The following is a 14,983-nucleotide window of genomic DNA, read 5'->3' on the forward strand; positions in this document are numbered from 1 at the left end:
CCGTGAATCATAGCACAACTTAAGATGTTTTATAACACCAATGCCAAGGTTCATAAATAAACCCATAGGTATTATCTTGAGGGTAACTCAGTGAGAAATGAAATTTGCTGGCATGCTTTGTCAGCCATTTAAAGGCTTTGGTTTGCTCAAAACCTTCTGTTAGTACCTCACTCTCCTCATCTGAGGTAAAATCCAAAGCACATCCTGTGTGATGCTCACTAAATCCAGGCAAAGCTGATACTTTTAAAATATCCTCCAGCAATAAACCTTTATTTAACTTATTTAAAATAATATTAGCTTGATACAGGTAGCTACGAAACGCTGAAATAATCATGAGGTTTACGCCATCTTGTGAAGCGCTTTGCTGCATTTTCAGCCATGCATGATATGCCTCATGTTGCATATAATAATCTCGATTAAACACATCTTTACCGCCACAGATGAGCGTCGACTCTGAGCATTCTTGAAAAAATGGCTGTTTATTATTTTCGGCAAATGCTATTGGCAAAATCGCATAAGCGCTCTCAAGTTTTTGATGATTATTAGGCATTGGCTGGCTTTCCTTGCATAAATAAATTCTCAGCAATTGCACTTAATGGTTCATGTAATAGCTCAAGCGGTGTTTTTTCAAAGCCTGGCATTTTTGAACTTATGCTATTAATATGCACTTCATCAATAAGTTGGTTCGTTCTTAGATCATATATTTTAATGCTTAATTCAACTTGATCAGCAACCCCAGTAAGTAATGTATAACTCTCTGTCCACTTACTTATTCTTGGCAAAATAAAATAATCATACTTCTTATCACGTGCCGCTAGATATTCAAACTGTGCCGACTGGAAATGTGATGCCAACGTCAGCGTTTTAAAGTGGTCTTTTAATGCATTATTTAAAATTGATAATGTGTCCTTAGCAGTTCCTGGATAACTATGTAAATCATCATAGCCATTATTAGGATATGCCATATAAGCGGTAGCATCCTTAGGCAATTTCACTAAGCCATCACGAAAATGAATATCATTACTCTGTGCTGCCACTGTCTTTTGCATCGAGTTTGCAACGATTTCATGTGTGCTTGCACAGCCTGTCATTAAAAAGCAAAGAGCTAAAAAAAGTTTCTTCATTTTTGTTAAAAACACAACTAACGATACAAATATTATACAGAATATACCGTTTAGACCAAGTAGGCACAGCGCTTTTTTTGATTTTCTTATAAGCCTGAAATCAATGACATTAATTCACTACGACTTTTCTCATCTTTTCTGAAAATTCCGCGCATACAACTTGTCACTGTTGAGGTTTCAGACTTATGTACTCCTCGCGTTGTCATACATTGATGCATGGAATCAATAATCACGGCAACACCTTTGGGTGCTAATGCTTTCTCGATTGCCAAAGCAATTTGCATGGTTAAACGCTCTTGTGTTTGTAAGCGTTTGGCAAACACATCTAACACGCGCGCTATTTTACTGATGCCAACAACTTTGCCATTAGGCAAATAAGCAACGTGCGCTTTACCAATAATTGGCACCATGTGATGCTCACAATAGGACTCTAAGCGCATATTCTTTAAAAGCACAATCTCATCATAACCCTCAACATCTTCAAATGTTTTTGATAATATCTCATCTGGATCTTCTGCATAGCCTTTAAAAAACTCAGCGTATGACTTAATGACACGCTTGGGTGTTTCAAGCAATCCTTCACGATTAGGGTCTTCACCAATATATTCGAGTAAAGTTTTTATCGCTGCCTCAGCTTGCTCGGCATTTGGTTTTTTTGTCATTGCATTCACTTCATTTATTTTATTTGTTTTCTATTTCATTTGTTTCATTACTTATTTTTATCAAATGCCATTTTAATGCCTTGTAGCACTAAGTCAGGCACGATAGCATCAAATAACCCAGGGACATTAAATAATTGCGAAAATCCACCAGTAGCGACAGTAATGACATTGCTTGGATCTGTTTTTAATTCTTGAATCATCACTGATTTGAGCTCTTTTAGAGCACCTAAGTGCCCATAATAAATACCGGATTGTAGATTAGTATCGGTATCTTTGCCTATTGCCATCATCGGTTTGACAATACTCACTGACGACAGCTGAGCGGCATTACTACTTAACGCTTCAAGCGAAATACGCACGCCCGGCAAAATGGCGCCACTTAAATAGGTTTTATCTTTACGCACCACATCAAAAACCGTGGCTGTACCCAAATCAATCACCAAAATATCTTTGTTGGCAAATAACTCAACAGCGGCAATGCATCCAGCAATTCGATCGGCACCAACCTCTTTAGGTGTTGCTACTTGCATTTTCAAGCCTGTTTTGACACCAGGTTGTAAGAAAAATGGTTCAAGATCAAAATACTTTAAAATGGCGGAGCGCAGCGAATAATTAATGGCTGGCACCACAGAGGCAATGGCAACACCTGTTATTTTATTTGGATCAAGGGCATTCTCACTCAACGCTTGCCTTAGAAAAATACCTATTTGATCTGAACTACCATGTGCTGATGCCGTAGTATAACGAAACTGTAATATCAACTCATCATGATCAAAAACACCCGCATGAATATGCGAGTTGCCAACATCTAAAGTAAGTAACATCTGTTTTTTCTGTCTTTTAAATATTTCAGCTTAGTTTGAGTCGCAGTATATACCCATCATTAATTCATTTACAGCATTAATCCGTGTTTTTTAAGTGTCTGATACTATTATTTTTTATGGTTTACGCTATGATGGCAGCAAGTTTATCCGACCCTACTTATTGAAGTATAAACATGGCTAATTTTGATCGTCATTTTTATCGCATTTTATTGCTTATTATCTTGCTCACTGCCGCAGGACAAATGACCAACACCATTTATGTGCCCGCATTAACACAGATGGCGCATGAGTTCTCCGTGAGTGTTGGGCGTATGCAAGCTGTAATTGCCTGTTATCTTTTCCCTTATGGTTTACTGCAATTTTTCTATGGTCCTTATTCTGATCGCTTTGGTCGCAAACCGATGATTTTAATTGGTATTGTCTTTTTTACACTGGGATCTATTTTGGCTGTGTTTGCAACACACTTTATAACCCTTTTGATTGCCAGCTTCTTACAAGGCAGTGGTATTGCTGTTGCTGGCGTCATGGCGCGAACGGTCATGCGTGATCTATATTCTGGGATGAAGCTACATAGCGCTAATAGTATTATGGCAATTGCGCTTATCTTCGCACCTTTAATTGCCCCTTTATTGGGAGGTCTTTTTACAGATCTTCATAGTTGGCGTGCTATTTTTGTTTTTCTAACCATTTATGGCATTTTGCTTCTTGCCATTCAATGGCTTTTCTTTCCTGAAACCAACACGCAGAAATCAACTAAAGGTAACCTTTTAGCCAAGTATAAAACCGTACTATCCAATGGCAACTTTATGATTAATCTGATTTTATTGATCGTTGCCAATGGGGGTGTTGCGGTATTTGAAGTCAGCTCAGGCGCGCTTTTTACCTCCGTATTACAGCTTTCGCCAGCAGTTGCCAGCTTATTCTTTATTATTCCTTTGCCTTGTTATATGTTTGGCAGCTTTCTCTCAGCACGTCTTGCGCGACGCTATAGCCTCGATCGCTTATTACTCATTGGTTGTTTTACCCTTTTAATTAGCGGTATTGCCCTTGGTTTATCCTATTATATATTTGGTGTCACAAGCTTAAGTATTATCTTACCAGGTTGCCTATATTTCTTAGGGTGTGGCATTATTTTCCCAACAGCAACCACCAAAGCATTAGAAGAGTTCCCAAGTATTGCAGGAACCGCTGGCGCTGTTTTGGGTGGTGCGCAAAACTTAGGAGCTGGATTACTAACAGCATTAGCAGCATTTATTCCGTTAAAAAATCAGCTCCCTTTAGCCATTATTCTATCCACTTTGTCCGTATGCGCTTTAGTCAGTGTGATGATGAGTCAGCGCTCACGTATTGTGAAAGTAAGTTAAATATAAAGAATGTATAAAAAACATAAAATAAAGCTCATCTTCCTTTGAGGAAATGAGCTTGTATACGGTTGGTGGGTGGTTTTTATTGGTTATCAATTAAAAGTTCAAAGACATCTTTTGTAATTCGCTCACCGGCACTTGCTTGACTTCTTTTTGCACTTTGCCATCTTTGCTCAACCACTCTCTTGTTACTGTCGCCGTCTTGCCATCTTGATTGGTTTGAATACTTACAGCATTAAATGAACGCTGCATCTGATTAGCATTCGGACTTGCATTTGCTGCCACCATTTTTTGTGCAGGCTGAGCTGAGGCTTGCGTTGGTGCATTTTGTGATTGTGCTTGACTCATTTGTTGTTGTAGGTGCTGCATTTGCTGTTGAAGATTCTGGGCAGCTCTTTGATATCTTTGTTCAAATGCCTGACGTTCAGCTTCTAACTGTTTTTGTTGCATATTAAGTGCATTCACGGCTTGTTGGTATTGTGTTTGCATTTGCGCCTGTTTAACTTGTGCCGTGTTTACCCAGCCAACTTGCCCTGTTTGTGTATCCGCAACTTTGATCCAGTTACCCTGCTGATAGAACTGAATATATTGATTTTGATTCTGATCAGTTAGCTCAGAGACCACTTTAGCATTAGTCGTTGGCTCATTATAAACCTGATAAGTCGCGGCAAAAGCAGCACTTGAAGCGGCAATTAGACCCAAAGATAATAATAATTTTTTCATGCTGATTCCTTAAATGTTAAGTTAATTAAAGTTGTTGATTAAAAGATCAAAAGATCAGTTATGCTTAAAAACACAACAAAGTTAAAAGGGAAATCTTAACGCAAACTTAAGAAAACTGGCACAAAATTAAAAAAGCACTTACTAAGCGACTCAATAACATTTATGATTTGTCCATGACTAAGCTTTCGCTTTATGATGATAACAAATTACTACATTATTGCTGACTTGCATTTAAATGAGTCGCGCCCACAAACTACCGATTTATTTAAGACGTTTTTAGATGACATTAGCCACATGGGTAATGCCCTTTTTATCTTAGGTGATTTTTTTGATTACTGGGTTGGTGATGATGTAATAAGTCATATGCAAGAAGATATTATCAAAGCACTTCATGATGCACATGATAAGGGACTAACCATTTATTTTATGCATGGCAATCGTGATTTTTTAATTGGCAAAAGCTTTGCGCAAAAAGCAAAGCTAACTCTGATTAACGATCCTTATCTTTTGCAATTAAAACACAAAAATATTGTGCTGATGCATGGTGACTTATTATGCACTGAGGACAAAAGCTATCAAATGTTTCGCTACATTGTCCGCACTCCACTGATCAAAAAACTTTATCTGTCCTTATCAGTAAAAACACGCCAACGCATCGCACAAAAAATTCGCGCTAAAAGCCAACAGAAAAACGAAAAATACAAAATAATCGATGTCACGCCAAAAGGCATTAAACGATATCTAGCTGATAATAAATTATTAATTCATGGGCATACCCATTTGTTTAATACCCACCATGAAAAAAACTATACACGTTATGTTTTAGGTGATTGGTTTAACACAGGAAGTTATATCCATATCGATCATGATGAAAATATTAAGCTTTTAAAGCTAGATGCAGTTTGAAAAATAGCAAGACTTTGCCATACTTGCCATGCAACAACTATTTAAAAACACATGGAGCTAACATACGATGAGTCAGGAAAGCATTACTAGCATTACAACTCAAACCACCACCTTATCAAGTGACCCTCATGCCATTTTAGGCATGGGCATTGCACTACTTATTATGATCGTTGTTTTTTATATTTTCTCGATTGCCTTTTCATGGAGCGTTTATAAGCTGCTGAAAATCATCGATAAGGATAAACAAGTCACCAAGCCATGGTTTGCTTGGCTTTTCCTTATTCCAATCGTCGGTTATATTTTCCAGTGGATCGTATTACCCTTTGGTGTTGGCAACGCGCTTAAAAAATATCAGGATATGACCATTAAACTGCGAGGTGATACTTTATTTATCTTGGGATTAGCTTTGGTGATATTACCCATTGTTACCTTTATTCCCATCATATCGCCATTTGCATCTGTCGCTTGTATGGTGATCTATATTATCTATTGGGTTAAAATTGTTAAAGTGCGTAAATTACTTGAAGCATCACATCTTAATACAAACGAAGTTTAATAAACACTTATTATCTACTACGGAAGCGTTGGCTGAGCGCAAGTCGAAGCCTTTATACGCACACCCTTTGACTTATGCTCAGGGTACGTGCTTTTGAACAAATATTAACTGCAGTCTATACATGCTAATCTTCTCCCAACCCTTTAAGCACGTGGATGATGTTCCTTATATAAATTCATTAATCGCACTTGTGAGATATGCGTATAAATCGTTGTCGTCGACACACTGCTATGCCCTAAAAGCATTTGCACTGAGCGCAAATCCGCCCCATGGGTTAATAGATGTGTTGCAAACGCATGACGCAAGGTATGCGGTGAAATTTCTTTTTTGATGCCGACAAGATCAGCGTAAAACTTAATACGGTGCCAAAAAGTCTGACGCGTAATACCCTTTCGGTGATGCGATACAAATAATTTATCAAGCTTTAAGCCTTGCAGCCAACCATCGCGCACTTCATTAATATACTTGTGTAAACACTCCAAAGCATATTCACCGGTTGGTACTAAACGTTCCTTTGAACCTTTACCCATCACGCGCACGACACCTTGGCGTAAATTGACATCATCTAAGGTTAAATTAACCAATTCACTGACGCGCAAACCCGTGGCATAAATAAGCTCTAATAATGCCTTATCACGAATGCCAATCTCTGTCGTTAAATCAGGTGCATCCAACAGTTTCTCAACATCTTCTTCAGATAGATCTTTAGGTAGACTTTTCGGTAATTTGGGTAATATTAACTTCTGTGTTGGATCTGTTGTAATCTTTTGCTGTGCGTAACACCAACCGTAAAATTTATGTAAGGTCGAAATCATCCGCGCATTAGATCGGGCACTATAGCCCTCGTTTAAACGCTTAGCTAAAAAGACTTGTAGCTCTGAAAGTTTTAGATTAACCACATCATGCTTTTGATAGAACTTAAGCAGATGATTTAAATCCGTTTTATAAGAAGATAAAGTGTTTTGACTTAAGCCTTCGCTTAGCCAGATATCATCGATAAATTGATTAATAATTTCGGAGTAATCACGCATTTTTAACAGCAATTAAATTTTCTATGCTTTCAAGCCATTCATTAAAGAGAAAACATTTTTCTCTTATACAAGGGACGCCTGTTTTTATTGCGATAGCTATCCCCGTTGTTGTTTTGGCAAATTTGCCTGTTGCAGTAAATCCGTCAAGTCTTTTGGAAGGTGCTGTTTCTCTAGAGTTGTTAATTTCTTCTGGTGTAGCAAATGTTTTAACTGTCTTAGTTATCTTATGTTCATCAATATTTAATGATTGCGCCAAAATCTTACTGTCACTAAATAATAATGCCTCAAACTCATGCATTATCATATAGGGGATAAATCGATTTTTAATTTGTAATCGTGGTGATAAGTCTTTGTATAAAGCACTAAGCGTCTGATCATTGAGATATTTTGAAATTTCTTTTATCGAGCTATTTTGTGGTATCCCATCAATGCCAGGCCATTCTTTAATCCCGTAATAATCAATCATCGTTGTTACATAAATATCAGGTCGCTGCTTTAAATGTATGGCTATATCTTGCTTAACCCTTTCAAAGCGAACATCGCCACCTTTTTGTCCAGGTTTTGAAACTTGAGTTGCACGTATAAATATATTTTTAGGCGCAAGATACGGTTGTACTACTTTTTCAATAAATGTCTGCTCCGTTCTACCCTCAACTATGGCAATGACTTCAATATAATTACTCATACTGAGGTCCCCCTGCAATAACATTTTTAGCCCATAACTCTCCAACGGAATAACTCTCAAGCCATTGTGAAAAATCTTTTTCATTTAATCGCTCAAAAGTTGACGCTCCTTCTTTGCGATTAACAACAATAATATCTTCAACTGCAAACTGATCGATTAACGCAGGAGATTGCGTCGCTACAATCACTTGTGTTCTTTGAGCTGCTTGCTGAATAAGCTCTGCTAGGATAACGATAGCTGCTGGATGAAGTCCTAACTCTGGTTCATCAATAATAATTGTTGATGGTGGTTCAGGTTGTAATAAGGCAGTTGCCAAACAAATAAAACGGATTGATCCATCGGATAAATGATATGGCTGCATCGGGTAATCTGAGCCTTTTTGCAACCAATCAAGCCTCACTGTTTGCTCTTGTCCAGACACTTTAATATCCAATATGAAATCATCAAAAAATGGCATAACCAATCTAATAGCATTAAGAATTTCCATATAAGAATCATGAAAATGATCTCTTAAATTTAATAAAAATGACGCAATATTTTTTGCATTACCATAAAGTTTCTTATTATTCTCAACAATATCTGATCGACGCATCGGTGAGTTAGCACTTGTATCATGAAAGTGATATACAACCCAGTTAGATATCGAACGATGCACAAAATATCCAATGCCATTATATTTACCATCTGCAGACCTTTCACTTTTTAACTCCGAAATTCTACTCTCTCTACTGGGCAGTCCATAGCTACGCCATGTATCTTTTGATGGCCATGACCATCCTTTATTTTCTGAATGCAACTTTGAATCCATTTCGTCAATCTCAAATTCCAAACCTATGAAAGGGTTCTTTTGAAATGCTCTACTCTCTTCAATTAGAAAATCCTCCTCTACTGTTGGCACTAATTCAAGAGCATAGTAATTTCTCGCTTCCATATTATTTGTTGACTGAAACTCAAAGGAAATTTTTATTCTTTCCGTAATTTTGGGACCATTATAAAGAAAGTTATCAGCTCTGCCACGACTACTAATAAATGACGTAAAGCTGCCCTCACTCATTGACATCAGCATACGAAAAATTTGAATAAAGTTACTTTTTCCTGCACCATTAGCGCCAATTAAAATATTTAAACTTCCAAGCTCTAAACTGTCTAAATCAGCAATAGATTTAAACCCACTAACTTTCATTCGCGTTAAATAACCACTTTTCATATTATCCTTTGAGATCACTCAAAACTCTGAAATTATCTAAGTACATTAAAACTATTTTAATCAATATTTCAGATAACGTTAACCAATATTTTGGATCAAAAAAACATGATAACGAAAAACTTTAATGACATGAGGAAAACTTACTTTAACAAAAAATCGAACGGTTCATTTAAAGCAAGTCATAAAAACAAAAAAGGTTGGCGATGCCAACCTTAAAATTATACTTTTTCTTTGATTCTTGCTGCTTTACCCGTCAAGCCACGCATGTAGTAAAGCTTAGCGCGACGAACTTTAGCACGTCTTTCGACAACAACGCTGTCAATGATTGGGCTGTGTGTTTGAAACGTACGCTCAACACCTTCACCAGATGACATTTTACGCACAGTAAACGCTGAGTTGATACCACGATTCTTGATCGCAAGTACGAAGCCTTTAAACGCCTGAATACGCGCTTTATCACCTTCTTTTACCCATACGTTAACTGTTACTGAATCACCAGGGTGAAATGTTGGTAAGTCAGTACGTAGTTGTGAATTTTCAACCATTTCTAAGTATTTATTCTTCATTTTGTTCTCCTAATTGTGCATTCTCTATCACATTTATTGTTTTTCATCTTGCGCTAATTGCTCAAGATATTGCTTATCTTCATTCGATAGACATAGGCACTCAATCAATTCTTTACGTCGCAAAAAAGTACGTTTTAACTTTTGTTGATGTCGCCATTGTTGAATTTTTTGATGATCTCCAGATAACAGCACCGCAGGTACATCACCTGCATCCACATGTGTCGCAGGACGTGTGTAATGCGGACAATCTAATAAACCATCGTAAAATGAATCCTCAACAGCTGATGCTTGATCATTTAACACCCCAGGCAGTAAGCGCACGATGCTATCAATCAATGTCATCGCAGGTAGCTCGCCACCGCTTAAGACATAATCACCTATTGAAACTTCTTCATCAACATGACGCTCAATCAAACGCTCGTCGATACCTTCATAACGACCACAAAGCAAGATTAAAGCATCTTCACAAGCAAACTCTTTAACCAAATTTTGAGTTAACGGTTTTCCTTGCGGCGACAAGTATACAACTTTAGCGGGTTTGTTCAATCTTTTTTTGGCTTCAGTAATGGCTTTTTGCAGTGGGTCATACATCATCACCATGCCAGGTCCACCACCAAAGGGGCGATCATCAATTGTCTGATAGCGATTGGTTGCAAACTGACGTGGATTAATGGTCATAAGCCCCGCTTTTTCAAGCTGAAATGCACGTGCTGAAACGCCATATTGGGTAATCGCATCAAACATTTCAGGAAATATCGTAATCGCTGCAAAGTTAATCATTATGCTTACTCTTAATAGTCGTACTGCCAATCAACAGTTATTAGCTTCTGATCTTTATTGACCTCAATCACATAGTCATTCACAAAAGGGATTAAATACGATTGATCTTTATATTTGCAACAAAGCACCTCATTGGCACCTGTATCTAAGATATCATCAACCTTGCCAAATGATTGCCCTTCTTTGTTGACAACCTGCATGCCGATTAAGTCCACCCAGTAGTATTCATCTTCTGCTGTCTCTTTTAGCACTGATCTTGGCACAGCGAGTAAGGCATTGGTATATTTAGCAGCAATCTCTTTGACATCGGCATCAGCAAATTGAATCACAAGCTTATCACCGACGCGACTGACCGACTCACCGGTTAACACGGACCACGTGCGATCACTTGCTTTTTTGATATACCACTGACCATAAGACAATGCCGTTTCAATCGAATCACTTAAGACATAAAGTTTTAATTCGCCTTTTAAGCGATATGTTGCACCCACCTTGGCAATGACGATCATCTCATCATTTTGTACATTATCTTGTTGTGACATATTAACAACCTTATTACGCAATCAGTTTTAAAACAAATAAAATACATAAAACAAAAACGCCAATCAACGATACGAGCGTGATTGGCGTTTCTTAAAACTTAACATAAGCACTTAAGCGTGCTTTGTGCTTTTTACTTAAGCTTGTACTGTTGCTTTACGCGCTTCTTTAACGATAGAAGTTACACGATCAGACATCTTAGCACCTGTACCTAACCAGTAGTCTACACGCTCAAGATCAACACGTACTTTTTCTTCATGTTCTTTTGCCAATGGATTAAAGAAACCAACACGTTCGATAGGACGACCATCACGCGCTTTACGGCTGTCTGTTACCACGATTCTATAAAAAGGACGCTTCTTAGCGCCGCCTCTAGCCATACGAATTACGACCATTAGTCTTCTCCAAATTTTCTATTTTAGTTATTGTTGCTCTAGAATTTGTGCTAAACACAAAAACGGGCGCATTTTAACGTACTTTTGACGTGGGCACCAGTGATTTTAAGGCGTTAATTCATTTTTTATGGTGTTTTCACCATTTCACCCTTTATTGATACCTTTCTCGAGAATGGATAGTGCTCGTTTTACCTTTTCAGCTGCAGTATAAGGTGAATTAACGATAATCATACCTGAGCCATACATGCCAATGGCTTTGCTTGGGTTTTCAAAAACCCACTCATCAATCGTCATCATAAGTTGTGCGTCACGCAAAATCTCTTTTAGACGTTCATGGCGTCTTTGTGGCAACAAAGGATACCATAGCATAAAAGTACCTGTTGACCATTTTTTGACGGATTGCATGAGTAGTCTTGCTTGACTTTCATACTCACTTTTAATCTCAAAGCTTGGATCAATCAGCACACCACCTCGACGCTCTTTGGGTGGCAAAAAGCCTGATATCAGCTTTGACATATCACCATATTTTACGGTGACTTTCTCAAAGTCATGCATTGCTAGCTTAAGATGCTCAATCTCTTGCGGGTGCAGCTCAAGTGCCGTCATTCTATCTTGCTCACGCAGTAAGCTTGCCGCTAAATAAGCTGATCCTGGGTAAAACTGCAATGTTGTTTTATCAGAGTTCAATTCGTCAATGAGTGTTTTGTATTTTGCCAACAAAGGGTTGTCACTTTTCTCAAAAAGCTTGAGCACCTTGCCAATGCCATTTAGCCCTTCTTTGGTCTTTTGCGCCTCAGGACTATACAGATCATAGATCCCACGTCCGGCATGCGTATCCAACCAAAAAAATGGCTTCTCTTTATTACCTAAATGCTCAATAACCGCGATAAGCCATAAATGCTTATGAATATCTGCAAAATTGCCCGCATGATATATATGTTGATAACTTAATGACATTAATAACCCCTATTCAATTGTTTTTGCCAACTTAATTTAATGCAAAATTCTCCTTTCAAAGACGTTCAATTACTGGAGTTACGTACTTTAGAAAAAACTATCATTCTATAAACACCCCGTCAGCCTATGGCTGCCACCCCTCTTGAAAAGAGGGGAATTAGGCAACGATGATTTTATATTCCCCTCTTTTCAAGAGGGGTGCCGAGCGTGCGAGGCGGGGTGTTAAAATATAAAAAGTCCGTAACTCCAGTCAATTATTCAAATCTTTTTTTGCAATACTTAATCATTCACCATTTCTCTCGTTTTCATTGAGTGTTTTGCCACTGCTATCCTTCCAATCATTCCAACCATTTGACGATGAACCTAAACATACTGCAGAGGCAGCTGATGGTGAATTAAATAAATAATCCTTATCAAATATCCTCGCTTTTATAACTCCATCTCTAATAAGTTGCTCCCTAAGCTTCAAATAGTTATTTTGCTCAAAGTTTCGAGTGATATCAGGAGATATTAAAGATCCTTTTAACACAACAAACCCCTCTGAGTTATAGTGTCCTTTTGCATCTGAAGAACGCCTAATGCAATAATAAATTTTTTCAACTTCTTTGCAATCAATGTTATGTGCTGTCAACGCCTTAAATACAGGCAGTCCAAGCGTTGATGCTAAAACCTCAATCACCTCAAAAAGAACATCACACTCAGCCTTTAAATGTACCGGTGTGTGCGGCTGTAACCCAGCATTACCATTAATAAGTTGATAGCGATTCACCATAGTAGCAATCGATATTGCCAGTGATTCCAAGTAAAGGACATGACTTGCAGTAAAACTATTAGTAATAGATACAAAAATAAATGCTTTATTCCAAAAAGTTTTATCTTTATGGTGCTGCTTTAAACGCATAAACAGAGAACTTGTTTGCCCAATATAAGCAACCGGTAAGCCAGTTTTATCATCAATACCGACTAAGCAATATAGCGCAACCTGTTGAATATTTTCTAATTTGAGAAACTCGCTTAATAATGCTCTAGGCACCTCTATTGCTTCAATAATAGATGTCGTTATTTTGGCTAGTTTAATACCTGTTGGGTCACCTGTGGGTAAAAAAATCTGTATCGTTTGCGGAGATGTTTTTTTGCCGTACATTTCACATCTATTCCTTTAATTTCATAAAACATGTTTATTTCATTTAAAAACACACAAAAGTGTATCATTTTCCTAGCATGCGGGTAAATTGACTGCTAAGCCACCAAGAGATGTTTCTTTATATTTGGTGGACATGTCTTTACCTGTTTCTTTCATTGTCTGAATCACCTGATCTAAGCTCACATGATGCTCACCATCACCTAGTAGTGACAACTTAGCACCATTGACCGCTTGCACCGCACCCATGGCATTTCTCTCAATACATGGGATTTGCACCAAGCCACCAATCGGATCACAGGTTAAACCTAAATTATGCTCCATGCCCATCTCAGCAGCATTTTCAACTTGTTCAACACTGCCACCTAGAATTGCGCAAAGCCCCGCTGCTGCCATTGAACAGGCGACACCAACCTCACCTTGGCAACCTACTTCAGCCGCGGAAATAGATGCTCCTTTTTTAAATAAAATACCAATCGCTGCCGTTGTTAACAAATAATCGATAATCTCTTTTTTACTGGTAAAGGGATGGCTTAATACATGGTGTTTTAATACCGCAGGAATCACGCCTGCCGCACCATTAGTAGGTGCTGTAACCACCTTGCCACCGGCAGCATTTTCTTCATTAACCGCAATGGCAAAAACATTAAGCCAATTAAGGTCTTTAATATCTAAACGCGATTCTTCTAAACGTTTTTTAAGTTTATACGCGCGACGTTTAACCTTAAGCCCACCGGGTAGCTCACCATCTGTTTGCAAACCTTTTTCAATGGACTGATCCATCACCTGCCAGATTGCTAACACCCCTTCTTCGACTTCATGTTTATCACGTAGCGCACATTCATTCGCCATCATTAAATCGGCAATATTCATTTGATGTTTTTCACATAAATCTAATAACTCTTTAGCCGTTGCAAATGGATAAGGTACAGCATGCGCATCAACAGGAGCTGGATCATTATGCCGATGCATTTCATGCTCATCTAAGATAAAGCCGCCACCAACTGAGAAATACTTCAATGTGCCAAGCTTTTCACCTTGCGCATTCCATAGTGTAAACAACATACCATTAGCATGCTCTGGCAGCGCCTCATTATAATGAAATATCAGATCAGTCGTATAATCAAAATCAATCTCATAAGATCCCAATAATTTCATCTTTTTGCTTTTAAGCATCTGATCATAACAAAGTGCAGCCGCATTAATATCAATACTATGTGGCTCAAAGCCTGCCGATCCTAAAATACAGGCATAATCTGTTTTATGCCCTTTTCCAGTAAGTGCTAATGAACCAAAAAGTTCAATCGTAAAACGCCTAGTCTCTTGCAATGCAGCTTGATGTTTTTGTAAAAACCGAAAGGCTGCGCGCATTGGACCTACTGTGTGTGACGATGATGGTCCAACACCAATAGAGAACAAATCAAAAATACTAATATTCATAAACTCACCCTTAAAAAAAGCCCATTTACCTCTAAAAAACCTGCTTACAATAAATCAGTGGCTGGCAGATGTAAAATAATTT

Annotated in this window: 18 protein-coding genes; 3 read left to right on the top strand and 15 right to left on the bottom strand. The window is 38.0% G+C overall.

The features are described from left to right. Positions 1–19 precede the first annotated feature (19 nt). The 4 genes from DNJ75_RS01180 to DNJ75_RS01195 form a co-directional block, all read right to left on the bottom strand. Positions 20–550 (bottom strand): M15 family metallopeptidase, encoded by a 531-nt coding sequence (locus DNJ75_RS01180; RefSeq protein WP_117001335.1) that lies wholly within the window; start codon positions 548–550, stop codon positions 20–22. Next, positions 543–1,124 carry a DUF4823 domain-containing protein gene (locus DNJ75_RS01185; protein ID WP_117001336.1) on the bottom strand — a complete coding sequence of 194 codons (582 nt, stop codon included), beginning with the start codon at positions 1,122–1,124 and terminating at the stop codon, positions 543–545. The genes DNJ75_RS01180 and DNJ75_RS01185 overlap by 8 nt, the downstream gene beginning before the upstream one ends. Positions 1,125–1,210: 86 nt before the next feature. After that, positions 1,211–1,786 (bottom strand): GTP cyclohydrolase I FolE, encoded by a 576-nt coding sequence (gene folE, locus DNJ75_RS01190; RefSeq protein WP_117001337.1) that lies wholly within the window; start codon positions 1,784–1,786, stop codon positions 1,211–1,213. 47 nt (positions 1,787–1,833) lie between these two features. Continuing rightward, positions 1,834–2,610, bottom strand: a complete 777-nt coding sequence (locus DNJ75_RS01195; RefSeq protein WP_117001338.1) for a type III pantothenate kinase — start codon at positions 2,608–2,610, stop codon at positions 1,834–1,836. A gap of 173 nt (positions 2,611–2,783) precedes the next feature. Here DNJ75_RS01195 and DNJ75_RS01200 point away from each other — a divergent pair, with 173 nt between their 5' ends. Beyond that, positions 2,784–3,974, top strand: coding sequence for a Bcr/CflA family efflux MFS transporter (locus DNJ75_RS01200; protein WP_117001339.1), 1,191 nt, complete (start codon positions 2,784–2,786; stop codon positions 3,972–3,974). A gap of 96 nt (positions 3,975–4,070) precedes the next feature. Here the strand turns inward: DNJ75_RS01200 and DNJ75_RS01205 are convergent, their stop codons facing one another. Then, on the bottom strand, positions 4,071–4,697 hold the full coding sequence (locus DNJ75_RS01205; RefSeq protein WP_117001340.1) for a hypothetical protein: 627 nt from the start codon (positions 4,695–4,697) through the stop codon (positions 4,071–4,073). A 192-nt stretch (positions 4,698–4,889) separates the two neighbouring features. Here DNJ75_RS01205 and DNJ75_RS01210 point away from each other — a divergent pair, with 192 nt between their 5' ends. Continuing rightward, positions 4,890–5,603 (top strand): UDP-2,3-diacylglucosamine diphosphatase, encoded by a 714-nt coding sequence (locus DNJ75_RS01210; RefSeq protein WP_117001341.1) that lies wholly within the window; start codon positions 4,890–4,892, stop codon positions 5,601–5,603. Positions 5,604–5,670: 67 nt separating this feature from the next. Beyond that, entirely contained in the window at positions 5,671–6,159 is a 489-nt protein-coding gene (locus DNJ75_RS01215; protein WP_117001342.1) for a hypothetical protein, read from the top strand. A gap of 143 nt (positions 6,160–6,302) precedes the next feature. Here DNJ75_RS01215 and xerD read toward each other — a convergent pair whose 3' ends face one another. The 10 genes from xerD to DNJ75_RS01265 form a co-directional block, all read right to left on the bottom strand. Next, complete coding sequence (gene xerD / locus DNJ75_RS01220; protein ID WP_117001343.1) at positions 6,303–7,190, bottom strand: site-specific tyrosine recombinase XerD; 888 nt, start codon at positions 7,188–7,190, stop codon at positions 6,303–6,305. Beyond that, a complete protein-coding gene (locus DNJ75_RS01225) occupies positions 7,183–7,875 on the bottom strand; it encodes a DUF4276 family protein (RefSeq protein ID WP_117001344.1) in 693 nt (230 codons plus the stop codon). The genes xerD and DNJ75_RS01225 overlap by 8 nt, the downstream gene beginning before the upstream one ends. Continuing rightward, on the bottom strand, positions 7,868–9,082 hold the full coding sequence (locus tag DNJ75_RS01230) for an AAA family ATPase (RefSeq protein WP_117001345.1): 1,215 nt from the start codon (positions 9,080–9,082) through the stop codon (positions 7,868–7,870). Before DNJ75_RS01230 ends, DNJ75_RS01225 begins: the two co-directional genes overlap by 8 nt. Positions 9,083–9,300: 218 nt before the next feature. Further along, positions 9,301–9,648, bottom strand: coding sequence for a 50S ribosomal protein L19 (rplS, locus tag DNJ75_RS01235; protein ID WP_117001346.1), 348 nt, complete (start codon positions 9,646–9,648; stop codon positions 9,301–9,303). 33 nt (positions 9,649–9,681) lie between these two features. Next, complete coding sequence (gene trmD / locus DNJ75_RS01240) at positions 9,682–10,425, bottom strand: tRNA (guanosine(37)-N1)-methyltransferase TrmD (protein WP_325048285.1); 744 nt, start codon at positions 10,423–10,425, stop codon at positions 9,682–9,684. 14 nt (positions 10,426–10,439) lie between these two features. Next, positions 10,440–10,970 (bottom strand): ribosome maturation factor RimM, encoded by a 531-nt coding sequence (rimM, locus tag DNJ75_RS01245; RefSeq protein ID WP_117001348.1) that lies wholly within the window; start codon positions 10,968–10,970, stop codon positions 10,440–10,442. A gap of 135 nt (positions 10,971–11,105) precedes the next feature. Then, on the bottom strand, positions 11,106–11,363 hold the full coding sequence (rpsP, locus tag DNJ75_RS01250) for a 30S ribosomal protein S16 (protein WP_117001349.1): 258 nt from the start codon (positions 11,361–11,363) through the stop codon (positions 11,106–11,108). Between the two features lie 144 nt (positions 11,364–11,507). Then, positions 11,508–12,320, bottom strand: a complete 813-nt coding sequence (locus DNJ75_RS01255) for a 23S rRNA (adenine(2030)-N(6))-methyltransferase RlmJ (protein ID WP_117001350.1) — start codon at positions 12,318–12,320, stop codon at positions 11,508–11,510. A gap of 283 nt (positions 12,321–12,603) precedes the next feature. Beyond that, positions 12,604–13,464, bottom strand: a complete 861-nt coding sequence (locus DNJ75_RS01260) for a GIY-YIG nuclease family protein (RefSeq protein WP_117001351.1) — start codon at positions 13,462–13,464, stop codon at positions 12,604–12,606. A gap of 72 nt (positions 13,465–13,536) precedes the next feature. After that, the gene (locus DNJ75_RS01265; protein ID WP_117001352.1) at positions 13,537–14,901 is read right to left on the bottom strand and encodes an L-serine ammonia-lyase; all 1,365 of its coding nucleotides are present in this window, start codon (positions 14,899–14,901) and stop codon (positions 13,537–13,539) included. Positions 14,902–14,983 lie beyond the last annotated feature (82 nt).

Source organism: Cysteiniphilum litorale, assembly GCF_003428165.1.
Lineage (GTDB): Bacteria > Pseudomonadota > Gammaproteobacteria > Francisellales > Francisellaceae > Caedibacter > Caedibacter litoralis.

What these genes read in the sequence shown, in the direction of transcription:
- DNJ75_RS01180 (WP_117001335.1), bottom strand. Translation starts at nt 550, where the DNA reads ATGCCTAATAATCATCAAAAACTTGAGAGCGCTTATGCGATTTTGCCA.
- DNJ75_RS01185 (WP_117001336.1), bottom strand. Translation starts at nt 1,124, where the DNA reads ATGAAGAAACTTTTTTTAGCTCTTTGCTTTTTAATGACAGGCTGTGCA.
- folE (WP_117001337.1), bottom strand. Translation starts at nt 1,786, where the DNA reads ATGACAAAAAAACCAAATGCCGAGCAAGCTGAGGCAGCGATAAAAACT.
- DNJ75_RS01195 (WP_117001338.1), bottom strand. Translation starts at nt 2,610, where the DNA reads ATGTTACTTACTTTAGATGTTGGCAACTCGCATATTCATGCGGGTGTT.
- DNJ75_RS01200 (WP_117001339.1), top strand. Translation starts at nt 2,784, where the DNA reads ATGGCTAATTTTGATCGTCATTTTTATCGCATTTTATTGCTTATTATC.
- DNJ75_RS01205 (WP_117001340.1), bottom strand. Translation starts at nt 4,697, where the DNA reads ATGAAAAAATTATTATTATCTTTGGGTCTAATTGCCGCTTCAAGTGCT.
- DNJ75_RS01210 (WP_117001341.1), top strand. Translation starts at nt 4,890, where the DNA reads ATGATGATAACAAATTACTACATTATTGCTGACTTGCATTTAAATGAG.
- DNJ75_RS01215 (WP_117001342.1), top strand. Translation starts at nt 5,671, where the DNA reads ATGAGTCAGGAAAGCATTACTAGCATTACAACTCAAACCACCACCTTA.
- xerD (WP_117001343.1), bottom strand. Translation starts at nt 7,190, where the DNA reads ATGCGTGATTACTCCGAAATTATTAATCAATTTATCGATGATATCTGG.
- DNJ75_RS01225 (WP_117001344.1), bottom strand. Translation starts at nt 7,875, where the DNA reads ATGAGTAATTATATTGAAGTCATTGCCATAGTTGAGGGTAGAACGGAG.
- DNJ75_RS01230 (WP_117001345.1), bottom strand. Translation starts at nt 9,082, where the DNA reads ATGAAAAGTGGTTATTTAACGCGAATGAAAGTTAGTGGGTTTAAATCT.
- rplS (WP_117001346.1), bottom strand. Translation starts at nt 9,648, where the DNA reads ATGAAGAATAAATACTTAGAAATGGTTGAAAATTCACAACTACGTACT.
- rimM (WP_117001348.1), bottom strand. Translation starts at nt 10,970, where the DNA reads ATGTCACAACAAGATAATGTACAAAATGATGAGATGATCGTCATTGCC.
- rpsP (WP_117001349.1), bottom strand. Translation starts at nt 11,363, where the DNA reads ATGGTCGTAATTCGTATGGCTAGAGGCGGCGCTAAGAAGCGTCCTTTT.
- DNJ75_RS01255 (WP_117001350.1), bottom strand. Translation starts at nt 12,320, where the DNA reads ATGTCATTAAGTTATCAACATATATATCATGCGGGCAATTTTGCAGAT.
- DNJ75_RS01260 (WP_117001351.1), bottom strand. Translation starts at nt 13,464, where the DNA reads ATGTACGGCAAAAAAACATCTCCGCAAACGATACAGATTTTTTTACCC.
- DNJ75_RS01265 (WP_117001352.1), bottom strand. Translation starts at nt 14,901, where the DNA reads ATGAATATTAGTATTTTTGATTTGTTCTCTATTGGTGTTGGACCATCA.